The organism is Bradyrhizobium algeriense (assembly GCF_003062295.1).
In the GTDB taxonomy this organism is placed as follows: domain Bacteria; phylum Pseudomonadota; class Alphaproteobacteria; order Rhizobiales; family Xanthobacteraceae; genus Bradyrhizobium; species Bradyrhizobium algeriense.
In genome coordinates this window covers 654,582-669,827 of the sequence record NZ_PYCN01000001.1, presented here as the reverse complement: position 1 = coordinate 669,827, position 15,246 = coordinate 654,582, and the positions used below count along the sequence as shown (strand labels likewise).

Genomic DNA, 15,246 nt, shown 5'->3' with positions numbered 1-15,246 from the left:
TTACCCAAGGCTTAATCGCGTGTCCTTCCGCCGCGATCGCGCGACGAAGCGGTAATCTGCTGCTTCTGCTGTTCTGTTGGCGGGGATGAAGCGTCCGTCGGCGGCAAGCGACCCGTCCCTCAGCGGCGATAACCGCCGGCGCGCGAATAGGTGGGACGGTTTTCCTGTGCCGGCCGGCTAGCCAGGCTTGCGCGCGCCTCGCTGGCGCGGGGGGTCGCCAGCTTGAGGTCTTCCAGGAAAGTCGGCCTCGAGAAGTAAAAGCCCTGAGCGTAGCGGATCTTGGTCGCGGCCTGCAGATAGGCCAGTTCCTCGAAGCTTTCGAGCCCTTCGGCGATCACGGTCATTCCGAGCGCTTCGCTCAAGGATTCGATCGCCCGCAAGATGCCCTGGCTGCGCGGCCGCTTATGGATGTCGGTGATGAAGGAGCGATCGATCTTGATCTCGTCGGCGGTAATGTCGGCCAACGCCGACAGCGACGAATAGCCGATGCCGAAATCGTCGATCGAGATCTTAACGCCGAGCCTGCGGAAGATCGGCAGGATCTCGTCCTGAAAGTGCGTCTTGGTGACGAAGGCGTCTTCCGTCACCTCGATCATGAATCGCGCCGGAAATCCGGTGGCTTCGAGTGCCTCGGCGAACGGCCGCATGAATTCGGGATTGCCGGCCTGCTTGGCTGCGACGTTCATGCTGATCGTGGTATTGGGGCCGAAGGTCTCGTTGATCAGGTCGATCGACTTGACGATCTCCGCCAGCACCAGATGGGTCAGTTCGTCGATCAGGCCCAGTTCGGTGGCAAGGTTGATGAAGGTGCTGGGGGCCTGAATCACCCCCTCGTCGTCGCGCAGGCGCACCAGCGCCTCGACACCCGTGATCTCCTGGGTCCGGATATCGACCTTGGGCTGGAAGGCGCAGCAAAAGCGCTTTTCCAGGATAGCCAGCCGCAGCGATTGCTCGATCTTCATCCGAGCCAGCGCCTCGCGCTCCATGCTGGTATCGAAGAATGCCGCGGCGCCCTTGCTGCCGTTCTTGACGCGGTACATCGCGATGTCGGCGTTCTGGCGCAGCACCTCGTAGCTGCGGCCGTGCTCGGGATAGAGGCTGACGCCGATCGAGGTCGAGGCGAATATCTCGGATTGGTCGATGAAGAACGGCGCCTTCAGCCGCTGCAGGATGAAGTGGATGAACTCTTCGACCTCGGCGTCGTTCTGGATCGGGTTGAGCAGCAGCACGAACTCGTCGCCGCTGATCCGCGACAGGATGTCGGAGTCGCGCAGGTCCAGCCCCAGCCGCTTGGCCATCTCCACCAGCAGCGCGTCGCCGACCGCGTGTCCGTAATAGTCGTTGATGTGCTTGAAATTGTCGATGTCGAGAAACGCCAGCGCGAAACGGCCCTGTCCGTTGTCGTACTTCAGCAGACTGTTGACGCGATGCTCGATCACGCGTCGCGTCGGCAGGCCGGTCAGCTCATCGTAATAGGCGGAGCGGAACAGGTGATCCTCGAACGCTTTCTGTTCAGAGATGTCGGTGGAGCTCGAGATCAGCAAATTGCGCCCGGCAACGCGGACCGGCCGATGCGAGGTGAGAACCACCTGCTTGGCCGCGCCGCCGGCGATGGCTTCTTCCAGCACGGCCGGGCGGCCGGTGCGCAGCAATTCGAGACAGGTTTCACGGCGATCGCTCAGTTGCGAGGCTGACGGCGCCGCGGCGGCCGCTTCCAGCAGGGCAGCGCCGGCATCGTTCATCAGTACGAACTCGCCGTGCTCGTCCTGAACGGTCACACCGGCCGGAAGCAACCTGAAGACATCCCGCAGGATGTTCAGTTCGGATTCAAATATGCTTTCATCGCTGCCCTGCGTCGCGGCCGCCTGAAAGTCGTGCTTGTTGGGACTATGCATGCCACGGAGCTTGGCAAAGTCCCTTGTAGCATTGGTTAAGTGGAACTGCGAAAAACCGGGACAACCGTAGAAGTCGGCGATTTTCAACGGCGTTGGGCGTGATCGTCATTAACAGAATGTCAACGCCGATAGAGAGGGCCGCGTGCGAGGTGAATATCGGTTCACGCGTTTGGCCAGCGCGACGGATTTTGCGTCGGGACTTCGCTGCAAACGCCCTAATTCGCGGGAATCCGGCATTGCATCGTGCAATGCACGCCGGTCTTGAGGAAGCGGATCTCGGTCTTGCCGTCGAACGCGCGAAGCGCCGATTGCAACAGCTTGGTGCCGAAGCCCGCAGGGCCGACGTTTTCGACCGCGGGACCTTCCGTTTCATCCCAGGTGACGTTGAGGCGGCTCTCCGACACCGACCACGACACCTGCAACAGCCCGCGCGCCGAAGAGAACGCGCCGTACTTGCCGGCATTGGTGGCCAGCTCGTGAAAGATCAGCGCCAGGCTGACCGCCAGCTTGGCCGGCAGGAACAGTGCATCGCCGTTCAAGTTGAACCGGACATGGCCGTATGGCCCGAGTTCGGAATGCAGCATGTCCTTGATGTCGCAGCCGCTGCCGTCCAGCCGCGCGATCAAATCGTCGGTCGCCGACAGCGCGCGGAGGCGGCGATCGATGCTGCCCCAGATTTGCGGCTGGTCCTGCAGCACCTGGTGCAGCACGGCGTGGATCGTCGACGTCTTGTTCTTGAGCCGGTGCTGCAACTCCTCGACCAGGAGCTTGCGGTATTCCTCTTCCCGGATCAGGCGCTTCGAATCCTCCCGCTGTTGCGCGACGATCGTTCGGTAATGCTCGACGCCCCAGATGGCGAATCCGCAAACCGCCCAGAACATCAGCAGCAGCGCAAACCGCGCGGAATCCGCAATAGAGCTATCAAAATTGACGGTGACGCCGAGCGCGCCTCCCGCGATTGCCGTCACGATCCCGACCCGGGCGCCGCCGATGGCGGCGGCCAGGAACACGGCCGGGAAATAGGGCGTGAAGAATACGTCGGGACGGATCTGGGCTATGCCCCACCGGGCGATTGTCGACAAAGCGAGGCAGCCGGCCACGAAGACCGAGCTGAAAAGCAGCGAGGGCTGGGAAATTCCCTGCCAGCCGTGCGTGAACTCGTCGATCAATTTCTTCATCGGAGTAGTCACTTCACGTGATCAGCGAATCCAAAATATGGCCGAGCATACCGAAATCAGGGGATTTCGGGGCAGCCGATGGCAGCAAAGCGGCCAAGGCGATGGGCGATCACGATGGAACAAGCTCGCTTGCCTTGTGGGGCGAGAGGCGGGAATATTGGCGGAACCGATTGCGACAGGGGGGACGATATGGGACGGCTGGACGGCAAGGTTGCGGTGATTACCGGAGCGACGAGCGGCATCGGATTGCACACCGCGGAACTATTCGTCGCCGAAGGCGCAAAAATCGTGATCGCCGGGCGTCGCGCGCCGGAGGGCGAGGCGCTGGCCAAAAAGCTTGGCACAAACTGCATCTTTCGCCAGACCGACGTCACGGTGGAAGAGCAGATGAAGGCGCTTATCGCCGTTTCGGTGGAGAAATTCGGCCGCATCGATTGCCTGTTCAACAATGCCGGCGGTCCGGCGCAGACCGGCGGCATCGAGAGCCTTGAGGTCGAGCGTTTCGACGCCGCGATGGCGACGCTGGTGCGCAGCGTGATGCTCGGCATGAAGCATGCGGCCCCCCATATGCGGAAACAGGGTTCCGGCAGCATCATCAACAACGGCAGCATCGCCGGCCGCCTGGCCGGTTTTTCATCGTCGATGGTCTATAGCGCGGCGAAGGCCGCCGTCATCCATCTCACCAAATGCGTGGCAATGGAACTCGGCGAAGCCAACATCCGCGTGAATTCGATTTCGCCCGGCGCGATCGCGACGGGCATTTTCGGCAAGGCGCTCGGCCTGTCGGTGGAGGCCGCCGAAAAGACGCCCGCGGTCATGCGCGAGGTCTACAAATCGGCCCAGCCGATCCCGCGCGCCGGTCTGCCTGAGGATATCGCGCATGCCGCGGTGTTTCTGGCGAGCGACGAATCTTCCTTCATCAACGGTCACGATCTGGTGGTCGACGGCGCCATGACGGGCGGTCGCAACTGGAGCCAGCAGCAGCAGGGTTATGTCACGCTGAAGAAGGCGTTCGATCAGGGCGCGGGGTAGACGGTGAAATTTGGGCGATACAAAGGGAGACGCAAATGTCTGTAGCATTCAGATCATCGCAGCAGGGCGACTTTCGTCCGTTCTACCTCGCCATCATCGCCGGCCTCGCCTGTGCCTTCGTCATCGGCAAGACGCTGCCATCGACCATGGACGCGATCTCGGCGGTCATCGAGCCGCTGTGCGCAAACAGTGTCTCGTCGGGCTCGACACAGGACGTCGTCGAGCCGATCAGCTCGCATGCGCTGCCGAACGTGGCGGGCAAGCGCGTGACGATCGTGCGCGTGTTCTATGGCCCCGGCGGGTTCACGCCGGCGCACCGGCATGCCGGCTCAGTCACCGCCTATGTCACCAAGGGCGAAATCCGCTCGCAATTGGCGGGCGGCCCGGTCGAGACCTTTGGAGTGGGTCAGTCGTTCTTCGAGCCGCCCGGCGCCGTGCATCTGGTTTCGGCCAATGCCAGCATGACCGAGCCCGCCGAATTGATCGCGGTGTTCGTGGCTGACGAGGGCGCTCAACTTACGACGCTCGTGAAGTAGGTTGGGACCTACGCACCAAGTCTCACACCGGCTTCAACACCACGCGCAAACCATCACGCGGTTTCGGAATCGGCCACATCTGCCAGTCCGGCTTATAGCCGGGCTCCAGCGAGACCTCGAGGTTCTGCAGGAAATGCCGCGCAAAACATTTCGCCTGCATGTAGGCGAAGTGCAGGCCGAGGCACATATGCGCGCCGCCGCCATACGGCACCCATGCAAAACGATGGCGGTTGCGCTGCGCCTCGTCGGTGAAGCGCATGGGATCGAAATTTTCAGGCTCGGACCAGATGTCGGGCATGTGATGCGTGAACAGCGGATTGACGCCGACCAGCGTGCCGGCGGGAAGGTCGTAACCCTTAAACGAAAAGGCGCGCACCGCCCGGCGCGGCATCGACGGCACCGGCGGCTTCAGTCGCAGCGCTTCCTTGAACGCCATTTCCGACAGCGGCATCTTTTCGAGATTGTCGATGCTGGAGGGATCGTTGGCCTCGATGCCGAGGCCTTTGACTTCCTCGCGCAACTGCTGCTGCCATTCGGGATGGGCGGCAAGCTCGCCGACAAAGGAGGTCAGCGACGATGTCAGCGTGTCATGCGCCGCCATCATCAGAAAACTCATGTGGTCGATGATGTCCTGGGTTGACAGCAGCGCGCCGTCCTCGTGCGTCGCCTGGCACAGTTGCGAGAACAGGTCATTGCCGCCGCCCCGCGCGCGGCGGATAGGAATCTGCTCGGCGAAGTAGGCGACGATCCGCTTGCGGCCTGCAACGCCGCGGCCCATTTGCGTGAACGGCAGTGGCCGCCGGATCGGCGCCACGGCTGCGGCCACCATGTCGATGAAGGCGCGCGTGATCTCGTCGACCTCAGGCCCGATGTCGGCGCCGAGGAAGGACGTCGCCGCCAGATCGAGCGTGAGCTGCTTCATCGCCGGATACACCGGCATCTCGCCCGGCTGCGCCTTCCACTGCTTGACCCGCGCGGCAATGCCGCGGTCGAGATCGACGAGGTAGGACTTCATCGGCCCCGACTTGAACGCGACCGACAGCGCGCGGCGGTGCAGGCGGTGCTCTTCAAAATCCAGCAGCATCAGCCCGCGCGGAAACAGCAGGCCGAGGATTGGTCCCCAGCCATGGGTGGAGGAGAACAGGCGCGACTGGTCGAACAGCACGAGCTCGTTGGCCTCGGGCCCGAGCATCGTCACGCTGGTCTCGCCGAACAGATGGGTGCGGTAGATCAGACCGTATTTGGCGGCCGACTTCTCAATCTGTCCTTTGGGGTCGGCCAGCACCGCCAGCGTGTTGCCGATGAACGGCCAACCCTCGTTACCGGGAATGTGCCGTAACGCCCTGGGGTTCGGCGGCATGGGGATATTGGCGGGAGAAGCAACACTCTGCATCGACATGGCAATTGCTCCGCCTGAACTCAGAAATCGAAAATATTATCCACCGGATCAGTGGCTTTGTCGCGGCCTGAATATTGGTGCGCGGCGGTCCGAGCATGGTCCGGACCGCCAAGTCCAGAAATATTACGGGAAGTTGACCTCATCAGGAGAAGCGGCGCGGAGCGCACTCCGCGCCGGTCTCATCACGCCTTGCGCTTGGCTGCTTCCTTTTGCAGGTCCGGCGCGTTGATGGTCGGGATCGCCACCCGGCCCGGGCCGGTATGGGCGAGCGCGGCGGCAGCCTTTTCGTTCTCCATGATTTTCGCCATCACGGCCTGACCCGCCCGCTCGAACACCGCGCGGTTCTCGATCAGGAATTTCTGTGATTCGCGCAGCCCCCTGACATAGCCGTTGATTTCCGGGATCACGTAGCGCGCGACCATGTCCCAGCTTCGGCGGGTATTTTCCGGGTTGGCCCAGTCATGCACGAAGCCGATGATGGTGCCGACGCCGCCCGAGACCTGCATCAGGTTCTTGATGGTTTTGACAAGGTCATCCGGCGTGCCGATGGTGGAGGCAGCGTTCTCGCCGCCGGCGGTTTTCTCAATCGCATCCTCGGGCGAGGTGAACGGCTCCAGCCCCGGCCGCTGCAGCGTGCGGACGTTATATTCGTTGTGCCAGCGCATCAGGCCCGGGCCGGCCTCGCGCTGCGCCTGTTCGCGGGTCTCGGCGATGTGCCAGCTCAGCAGCACGCGCCAGTCGGAACGGCTCACGGTGGTGCCGGCCTTCTTGGCGGCGTCTTCGGCAAAGCCCCACTGCGTCGGCAGAGCCATCAGGCCCTGCGTCGACATCGAGCCGAGCGAGATGATGCCGATGCCGTATTTGCCGGCGAGCGTCATGCCCGACGGCGAGATCTGCGACGCCACCACGCAGGGCATCTCTTCCTGCAGCGGCAGCAATTGCAGCGCGGCGTCGTTCATCGTGAACCAGTCGCTCCTGGCGGTGACGCGCTCGCCCCTGAACAGGCGGCGGATGATCGCGAGCGCCTCGTCCTGACGGTCGCGCTGCGTCATCGGGTCGATGCCGAGCGTGTGCGCGTCGGAGGCCAGCGCACCGGGCCCAGAGCCGAAGATGGCGCGGCCGCCGGTCATCCAGTCGAGCTGCACCATGCGCTGCGCGACGTTGTAGGGGTGGTGATAAGGCAGCGAGATCACGCCGGTGCCGAGCTTGATGCGCTTGGTGCGCTCGCCGGCGGCCGCCAGAAACATTTCCGGCGAGGCGATCATTTCCCAGCCGGAGGAATGGTGCTCGCCGCACCAGAATTCATCGAAGCCGAGCGCGTCGATCTGTTCGACGAAATCGAGATCGCGGCGGAACTGCAGCAGCGGATTTTCGCCGATCGGATGATGCGGGGCGAGAAAGGCTCCGAACTTCAGGCGTGCCATGCGTGTTCCTCTCCGGATTTATTTTGCTTTTGGAATTTGCTTAAGCTCGCAAACTACGGGGCGGGAAACGGCAAGGCAATGCTCGAAGCCGGGCGGCCAGCGCATGGTTGTCGCGCAAAGTCGGACGGCATGCCGCGGCCCGGAATTCGTGGGTGATTGCTCTCTTGCGGTCCAGTTGCTTCTGCCGCGTGCGGCGTCGCCTGCACTGTCAGGATGGAGCGGCCTCAAGACTGACCTTCCACGTCTCCTTCGCCGACGACAGCGTGATCAGTGTTTCAGTTCTCTCCACGCCGTCCACCGCCTTGATCGTTTCGCTGAGAAACCGTTCGAGATCGCGCGTGGTGCCGACTCGAACTTTCAGAAGGTGATTCCAGGCGCCGGTGACGTGATGGCACTCCAGTACGTCGGGTGAGGCCTTCACCTTCTCCAGAAATATCGCCTCGACCTTCGGGTTGCTCCAGCCCACCATGATGAAGGCGAGCAGATTGAGCCCCGCCGCTTCCGGCGCGACGTGGGCATGAAAGCCCGAAATGATGCCGGACCGGACCAGCCGCTTGATGCGATCGTTGATGGTGGAGACGGCGACGCCGATCTTTTCGCTGAGCGCAGCCAGCGGCTGCCGGTCGTCCTCCTGCAGCAGCATCAGGAGTTGCCGGTCGGTGTCGTCCAGTTTTGCCATCGAGGCCTCGCCCGGAATTTCGCAAGTCTTACGGAATTAGACGATCTTGCAGGGTCCGCAAAGGCTTTCAGCGACTTTTACAACCAGTCGCCCGATTAATTTCCGGAAAGTGTCACAGAAGCCACAATAAAGACGGGAAATTCACGATATTGCCGTAATATTTACAGTATGGAACCCGAAGTCCGGTATGGTTCCACAACGTCCCGATGCGTCGGGCCGATTGGAATTGGAAGAGAGAGGCCGGATTAGATGCTGCGCAACCTGCTTATCGGAACGTCATCTTGGATGCTGCTCGGAGCCGCTGCCTCCGCGGCGGACCTGCCGGCTTTGACCAAGGCATCGCCGGCGACAGCGCAGTCCTGGGCCGGATTCTACCTCGGCATTCATGGCGGCTACGGCTGGGGTGACAACAAATTCAGCCAGACGCTTTTCCCATTGCCTCCCTACGCGGCCGTTCAGGGCTTCAAGTCGCAAGGTGGGCTTTACGGCGCTCAGGCCGGCTACAACTGGCAATTTGGTCGCGCGGTGACCGGGTTCGAAATCGACTTCAGCGCCGCTGACATCAGCGGCAATTCGGCGACGGCCGCGCAGGAGTTTCCAGGGCAGGGCACCCTTGCGAGCAACCGATTCGATCGCGTGAAATATCTCGGGACCACGCGGGGCCGGCTGGGTTGGTTGCCGACGGACAATTTGCTGCTCTACGGCACCGCGGGCGCGGCATGGGCACGAGTCGACGAGGGACGAAATACTTCGGTGGGCCCGCCGATCAATGTCAACGCCTCCGGCAACGCGCCGTTTGATCGGCTCGGCTGGGTCGCGGGCGTCGGCGTCGAGACGATGCTGTTCGGCTCGAGCTGGATCGGGCGTCTCGAATATCTGCATTACGATTTCGGCGCCGTCGCGCAAACCGCGAGCCGTATCTCGAGCGTGCCTAATGGATCTTTCTCGGACCATGCAGGCCGACAGACCATCGACACGGTGCGCGCGGCGCTGTCCTACAAATTCGGCGACGCCGGCGCCGCCACGCCCGCGGCGTATGCGAAAGCTCCGGCCGTCGCGGCTGTATCCGGCTGGGCCGGATTCTATCTCGGCGCTCACGGCGGCTATGGCTGGGGCGAAAACAATTTCTCCCTGAATGAAAACGAAGTCCCGCCCGTGCAAATCGGCGGTCCCAAATTGAAGGGTGGGGTTTACGGCGGCCATGCCGGTTACAACTGGCAATTCGGCCGCACCGTGACCGGCTTCGAACTCGACTTCAGCGCCGCCGACATCAAGGGCTCGACACAGGTCAATTATTTCCTGCCTGCGCAAGGCGCGGTTACGACAATCTGGGCCAACAAGGTTGAAGCGCTCGGCTCGATCCGCGCTCGGCTGGGTTGGCTGCCGACGGATAATTTAATGTTCTACGGCACCGCCGGCCTCGGCTGGGAACGACTCGATAGAACGTACACCCGTTCGACAACGCCTGCAGGTGGCGTGACCACCTCGGTGAGCGCCTCGGCGGCCGACCGCTTCGGCTGGGTCGCCGGCGCCGGCATCGAAGCCATGTTGCCCGGCGGCAACTGGATCGGCCGGCTCGAATATCTGCATTACGGTTTCGGCACGGTTCAGGGCGCGGCCGTCGAGACCGTCGCCGGTGTCAGCACCGTCTCGACGGCCGGTAACCACGGCGTCGACGTTCTGCGCGCCGGCTTGTCCTACAAGTTCGGCGAACCGGCAGCCGCGGCACCGGCGCGTTATGCCAAGGCTCTTGATACCAAGGCTCCTGCAATGGCGCTCACAACTCTGCCGTCGTCGACCTGGGCCGGTTTCTACCTCGGCGCCCATGGCGGCTATGGCTGGAAGGACAACGACTTTACCCAGCGCATTATTGGCGACACGCCGACCGGCGGCATCAAGTCGAGCGGCGCGCTCGCTGGTGGCCATGCCGGTTACAACTGGCAGTTTGGCCGCGTGGTGACGGGCCTGGAGATCGATTTCAGCCTTGGCGATATCAAGGGGACCTCGACGCCAACCATCAACATTTTTGGCGGCGGCACGCAGACCATCACGCTGCCGGACAAGTTGAAATATCTGGCCACGGCGCGGACGCGTCTCGGCTGGTTGCCGGCGGATAATTTATTGCTCTATGCCACAGGCGGTTTGGCGTGGGAGCGGCTGGAGCGATCCCGAGTCATCGCTCAAATCGGCCCGGGAGCACTCACGCAAACGGAGACGGCAACCTCGCCTTCGGACCGCTTCGGGGCGGTGATCGGCGCCGGTGCGGAATGGATGCCGTTTGGGCCGAACTGGGTGGGGCGGGTCGAATACCTGCATTACGACTTCGGCAAGTTTGAGAACGCGAGGACGTTCACATCGACGGTGCCGGGCGACGTGCCTTTTTCGGAACATCGTGGCCGCCAGACGATCGAGGTCGTGCGCGCCGGCGTTTCCTACAAATTTGGAACAGATCAGCCTATCGCCGCTCGATATTGAGCATGCCCGCAGAATTGAAAGCAGGGCCTGCTTACGTCAGAGGTAATCGCCGGGATAACCAAAGCCTGAGATCGTCGGATGCAAGAGATACAGGACAAGGCTCCTCCTCATGCATCAGATCGTCTCAGCCCCCGTCGATACTTCGCGCCGCTGGTGGGTGCTCGCCACCGTCGTCGCGGCGCAATTCATGTTCGGGGTCGACGCCTTTATCGTCAACGTTGCGATCCCGACGATAGCGACCGAACTGCACGCCAGCGCGGCGCAGATCGAGGCAGTGATTGCGGTCTATCTGATCGCCTATGCCACGCTGGTGATCACCGGCGGGCGGCTCGGCGATATCTACGGCACGCGAAACGTGTTCATCGCGGGCGTGGCGGGCTTCACGGTCACCTCGCTGTGGTGCGCGCTGGCGCTTTCTGGCCCGGAATTGATCGCGGCGCGGCTAGCGCAGGGCGCAACCGCGGCATTGATGGTGCCGCAGGTGCTCGCCACCATTCATCTATTGTTCGCGGATGCCTCGCGCGCCCGCGCCTTCGGCATCTACGGCATCGTACTCGGACTTGCCGGCGCGGCAGGCTTCCTGCTCGGCGGCATCCTGGTGACATCAGACCTCTTAGGGTTCGGCTGGCGCGCGGTGTTTTTCGTCAACGTGCCCTTTGGCGCGATCATCATGGTTGCGGCCTGGAAGATCATGCCGATGGTACCGCGCCGCGCCGGCACGCGGCTGGATATTCCGGGTGCGATCGTGCTGTTTCTCGGCCTGCTGTGCCTGATCGGCCCGTTGCTGTTCGGCCACGATCTGCACTGGTCGCCCCTGACGTGGCTGGTGATGGCCGCAGGCGTCGGCATTGTCGCCGCGTTCCTGCGGCTGGAGCGCGCGGTTGCCCGCCGCGGCGGCATGCCATTGATCGATCTCGCGCTGCTGTCGGACGCGGCATTCATGCGCGGGCTTGCCGCGGTGTTCTTTTTCTTCTTCGCCAATCTGTCGTTCTATCTGGTCATGACCATGTTCATGCAGAAGGGGCTGCATATTCCGCCGCTGCAGGCCGGGCTCGTCTTCCTGCCGCTGGCGCTGACCTTCGTGATCGCCTCGCGGCATAGTGGTGCGCGCGCCAAACATCGCGGCACGCTGGTGCTGATCGAGGGCTGCGCCGTACAGATTGCCGGCCTTGCGGCGTTGGTGATGGCGATCGAATGGATCGATACGCGGTCCGCGATCATGCTTTCGCTGGTGCTGACGATCTTCGGCTACGGCCAGGGGCTCGTCATGGCGCCATTGTCGAGCGCCGTGCTCTCGACCGTGAAGCCGGCCAGCGCCGGCGCGGGCTCCGGCATGTACGGCACGACAGCACAAATCGCCAACGCGGTCGGCGTGGCCGCGATCGGCGCGGTGTTCTTTGCGATCGAGGCTGGTCAATCGGCTCGGCTGGCGCTGCTTGCTGCGTGCGCGCTGTTTGCGTTGTCGATTATCGCCTGCGCCGCATTCCTGACATGGATGCGTCAGGTCACGGGATGACAAATTAACGTCATCTGCCAAAATTTGATTGTGGGGAATGACAGTGCACGGCCTTTCTATTTTGCAGTGCAGCAACTATCTGTGCACGGTAGCGTTAAGAACAATCGCCCCAAACAATCGCCCCAGGAGCCATCGTTGTCGCTCGCGAAGAACGTCGAATTCTTGCGCCATTTCCCGAAGCTGAACGGGTTCAATGGCTTGGGAATCTATGGCCGAAGCATTTCGCCGGGGGCCCGCAGTCCGCTCGTCGAAATCGACGGATTTGGCACCAATCCCGGCGCGCTCAAAATGTTCGCCTATGTGCCGGAGCCGCTACCGCGCGCGTCGGCGCTCGTCGTCGTCCTGCACGGCTGCGGCCAGACCGCGGCCGCTTATGACTTCGGCACCGGCTGGTCGACGCTCGCCAAACGCTATGGCTTTGCGCTGCTGATGCCCGAACAGCAGGGCTCCAACAACGCCAACACCTGCTTCAACTGGTTCAATCCAGGCGATGTCGCGCGCGGCCGGGGCGAAGCCGCCTCGATCCGGCAGATGGTCGCGCGGATGGTCGCCGATCACAAAATCGATCCCCGCCGCATCTACATCACGGGCCTTTCCGCCGGCGGCGCGATGACGTCGGTGATGCTGGCGGCCTATCCGGAAGTGTTCGCGGGCGGCGCCATCATCGCCGGTCTCCCCTACGGCATCGCCAGCAATGTCCGGGAAGCGCTCGGCGGCATGATGCAGTCGACGTCGCGTCCGGCCAACAAGCTGGGCGATCTCGTCCGCAAGGCCTCCAAGCACAAGGGCCCGTGGCCGAAAGTGTCGGTGTGGCACGGCAGCGCCGATCGCACCGTCAATCCGGGCAATGCGAATGAAATCGTCAAACAGTGGCTCGACGTTCACGGCCTGCCGGGCGAGCCGATGTCGATCGGGGATGTCGACGGGCATCCGCGCGAGGTCTGGTGGAATGCCGACGGCGAAACTGTCGTCGAGTCCTACACCATCACGGACATGGCCCACGGCACGCCGCTTGGGCTTTCCGGCAACGACGAGCGCTATGGCGCGGAAGGCGCATTCCTGATCGAAGCGGGGATCTCGTCGTCCTATCACATTGCTGATTTCTTCGGCCTCACCGATCGCGTCAGTCCGGCCAACGAAGCGGCCAAGCCGGCGCCGGCGAAGATCGTTCCATCTGCTGCCACGGAATCCCTGCAGTCGTCCGATCTCGCCGCCACGCTCTGGTCGAGGACCCACAAGCCGGTTCACCAACCCAAGCCAGCACCGCGCGAACCGAAGCGCCGCGGCATCGATGTCGGTGGCGCCATCACCCGCGCGCTGACGGCCGCGGGATTGATGAAGTAGCCGGGCATCCTCCCGGTCAGGCGGGTAATTTCAGCTCACATCTCGCCGGTGATGAACGGATTGGTCAGGCGTTCCTGGCCGATACTGGAGCCCGCGCCATGGCCGCAGATGAAGCCGACATCGTCGCCGAGCGGCAGCAGCTTTTCCTTGATCGAGTTGATCAGCGTGGCGTGGCTGCCGCCGGGCAGATCCGTGCGTCCGACCGAGCCGTTGAACAGCACGTCGCCGACATGGGCGAAGCGCAATTCCTTGTTGAAGAACACCACGCTTCCCGGTGAATGGCCGGGGCAGTGCAGGATGTCGAAGGTGAGATCACCGATCGAGACCTGATCGCCCTCGTCGAGCCAGCGGTCGGGGCCGAAATCGCGCACGCCGGTCATGCCGAAACGCGCGCCACTCGAGACGACATTGTCGAGCAGATACTTGTCGGCGATATGCGGGCCCTCGATCTTTACCTGCAGCGCGTCGCGCAAATCAGCCGCGCCGCCGACATGGTCGATATGGCCGTGGGTGAGCCAGATCTTCTCGACCGTGACGCCGGTCTGCTTGATCGCCTCCAGGATCTTGGGAACGTCCCCGCCGGGGTCGATCACCACGGCCTTCTTGGAAGGCTCGTGCCAGATGATGGTGCAGTTCTGCTCGAACAGCGTCACCGGCACAATCATCGCGCCGGCTTTTGCCTGGGTCTCGGTTTTATCATCCATGGCAGGCACCATATTCTACCTTGAAAAGGGGTCAACTCGGACGGGAACCGATATGGGATCCGTTCCAGTCCGTGATAGGTTTGCACGGGAGGATATTTAGTGGCGAAAGACGGAATTCGCATCGGCGCGGACCGTGATATCGGCCGGGATGCGCAGGTCATGAACCAGGCCACCAAATCGCCGCTCGGCGCGACCCGAACGACGGCCCGTGCGTTTTTTGTCAGCGATCGCCTCAATACGTCGGGCCTCGAGCGCGGCGACGTGCTGGCAACGACGCCGCTGGCGTTTCGCGTCAATGAAAACGGTGTCGCGGTGCTCTTCCGCTATGGCGTGGTGGTCCTGATCGGGCTGAATGCGCTGGAAGAGGAGGAATTCCTTCGCGGCCTGGACCACCGCATGACGGGGAAGTTTGCGCGGCGCGACGAGGAAATCGCAATCATCGAGCTGGCCCCGGAAAAGGAGGACCAGATTGCACCCGGCGGCCCGATCTGCCTGCAAAGCCTGTCGCCTGACCGGCTGATCCTGATTTGCGAGGCGCTGGCGAAGAGCGTCGTCCTGGCCCGGCATGAACGCGAGGTCGCCAGCGTCTTTGATACGACCGAACCGGTCGCGCGGGAACTGGCGCAGAGCGGGCGTATGCGCGGCAGCCGTCGCTCGATCCTGAAAAACATCGGCGGCGCGCTTCTGGTACGGCACCGTGTGTCGGGGCCGGTCGAAGTGGAAGAAAAGCCCGACGTGCTCTGGGACAAGCCGCATCTGGAGCGACTGTATGCCCGGCTGGAGGACGAGTATGAGCTCAAGGAGCGTGCGGAATCGCTGAACGGCAAGCTCGCCGTGATCGCCGAGAGCGCGCAGGTGCTGACCGATATTATCGACACGCGGCGCTCGTTGCGGCTCGAAGTGATTATCGTGCTTCTGATCCTGTTCGAGGTGATTATTACGATCTATCAGCTCGCCATGGGCCGGCATCCATAAAGGGGACCGTCATTCCGGCAACAACTCCCGTCGTCCCGGCCAAGCGAGCAAAGCGAGCGCAGAGCCGGGACCCATAACCACAGGTGTCT

Annotated in this window: 12 protein-coding genes; 6 read left to right on the top strand and 6 right to left on the bottom strand. The window is 62.8% G+C overall.

Features of this window, described 5'->3' with window-relative positions:
- Positions 1 to 119: 119 nt before the first annotated feature.
- Entirely contained in the window at positions 120 to 1,895 is a 1,776-nt protein-coding gene (locus tag C7G61_RS03155) for a putative bifunctional diguanylate cyclase/phosphodiesterase (RefSeq protein ID WP_108512568.1), read from the bottom strand.
- Between the two features lie 215 nt (positions 1,896 to 2,110).
- Positions 2,111 to 3,073 (bottom strand): sensor histidine kinase, encoded by a 963-nt coding sequence (locus tag C7G61_RS03150; RefSeq protein ID WP_108512567.1) that lies wholly within the window; start codon positions 3,071 to 3,073, stop codon positions 2,111 to 2,113.
- Between the two features lie 189 nt (positions 3,074 to 3,262).
- On the opposite strand from C7G61_RS03150, the gene C7G61_RS03145 reads away from it, so the two are divergent.
- On the top strand, positions 3,263 to 4,105 hold the full coding sequence (locus C7G61_RS03145; protein ID WP_108512566.1) for an SDR family NAD(P)-dependent oxidoreductase: 843 nt from the start codon (positions 3,263 to 3,265) through the stop codon (positions 4,103 to 4,105).
- Between the two features lie 35 nt (positions 4,106 to 4,140).
- Entirely contained in the window at positions 4,141 to 4,641 is a 501-nt protein-coding gene (locus C7G61_RS03140; protein ID WP_108512565.1) for a cupin domain-containing protein, read from the top strand.
- 22 nt (positions 4,642 to 4,663) lie between these two features.
- On the opposite strand, the gene C7G61_RS03135 is transcribed toward C7G61_RS03140, so the two are convergent.
- From C7G61_RS03135 to C7G61_RS03125, 3 genes are all read right to left on the bottom strand, one after another.
- The gene (locus tag C7G61_RS03135; RefSeq protein WP_108512564.1) at positions 4,664 to 6,040 is read right to left on the bottom strand and encodes a cytochrome P450; all 1,377 of its coding nucleotides are present in this window, start codon (positions 6,038 to 6,040) and stop codon (positions 4,664 to 4,666) included.
- A gap of 182 nt (positions 6,041 to 6,222) precedes the next feature.
- Positions 6,223 to 7,464: an LLM class flavin-dependent oxidoreductase gene (locus C7G61_RS03130; RefSeq protein ID WP_108512563.1), complete on the bottom strand. Its 1,242-nt coding sequence runs from the start codon at positions 7,462 to 7,464 to the stop codon at positions 6,223 to 6,225.
- A gap of 208 nt (positions 7,465 to 7,672) precedes the next feature.
- Positions 7,673 to 8,143, bottom strand: coding sequence for an Lrp/AsnC family transcriptional regulator (locus C7G61_RS03125; protein WP_108512562.1), 471 nt, complete (start codon positions 8,141 to 8,143; stop codon positions 7,673 to 7,675).
- A 285-nt stretch (positions 8,144 to 8,428) separates the two neighbouring features.
- On the opposite strand from C7G61_RS03125, the gene C7G61_RS03120 reads away from it, so the two are divergent.
- The 3 genes from C7G61_RS03120 (at position 8,429) to C7G61_RS03110 (ending at position 13,478) form a co-directional block, all read left to right on the top strand.
- Positions 8,429 to 10,618: an outer membrane protein gene (locus C7G61_RS03120; protein ID WP_145963548.1), complete on the top strand. Its 2,190-nt coding sequence runs from the start codon at positions 8,429 to 8,431 to the stop codon at positions 10,616 to 10,618.
- Between the two features lie 109 nt (positions 10,619 to 10,727).
- Positions 10,728 to 12,134, top strand: a complete 1,407-nt coding sequence (locus C7G61_RS03115) for an MFS transporter (protein ID WP_108512560.1) — start codon at positions 10,728 to 10,730, stop codon at positions 12,132 to 12,134.
- 135 nt (positions 12,135 to 12,269) lie between these two features.
- Positions 12,270 to 13,478, top strand: a complete 1,209-nt coding sequence (locus tag C7G61_RS03110; RefSeq protein WP_108512559.1) for an extracellular catalytic domain type 1 short-chain-length polyhydroxyalkanoate depolymerase — start codon at positions 12,270 to 12,272, stop codon at positions 13,476 to 13,478.
- A 35-nt stretch (positions 13,479 to 13,513) separates the two neighbouring features.
- On the opposite strand, the gene C7G61_RS03105 is transcribed toward C7G61_RS03110, so the two are convergent.
- A complete protein-coding gene (locus C7G61_RS03105; RefSeq protein ID WP_108512558.1) occupies positions 13,514 to 14,182 on the bottom strand; it encodes an MBL fold metallo-hydrolase in 669 nt (222 codons plus the stop codon).
- A gap of 159 nt (positions 14,183 to 14,341) precedes the next feature.
- Between C7G61_RS03105 and C7G61_RS03100 the strand changes: the two genes are divergently transcribed.
- Positions 14,342 to 15,157: an RMD1 family protein gene (locus C7G61_RS03100; protein ID WP_108512834.1), complete on the top strand. Its 816-nt coding sequence runs from the start codon at positions 14,342 to 14,344 to the stop codon at positions 15,155 to 15,157.
- Positions 15,158 to 15,246 lie beyond the last annotated feature (89 nt).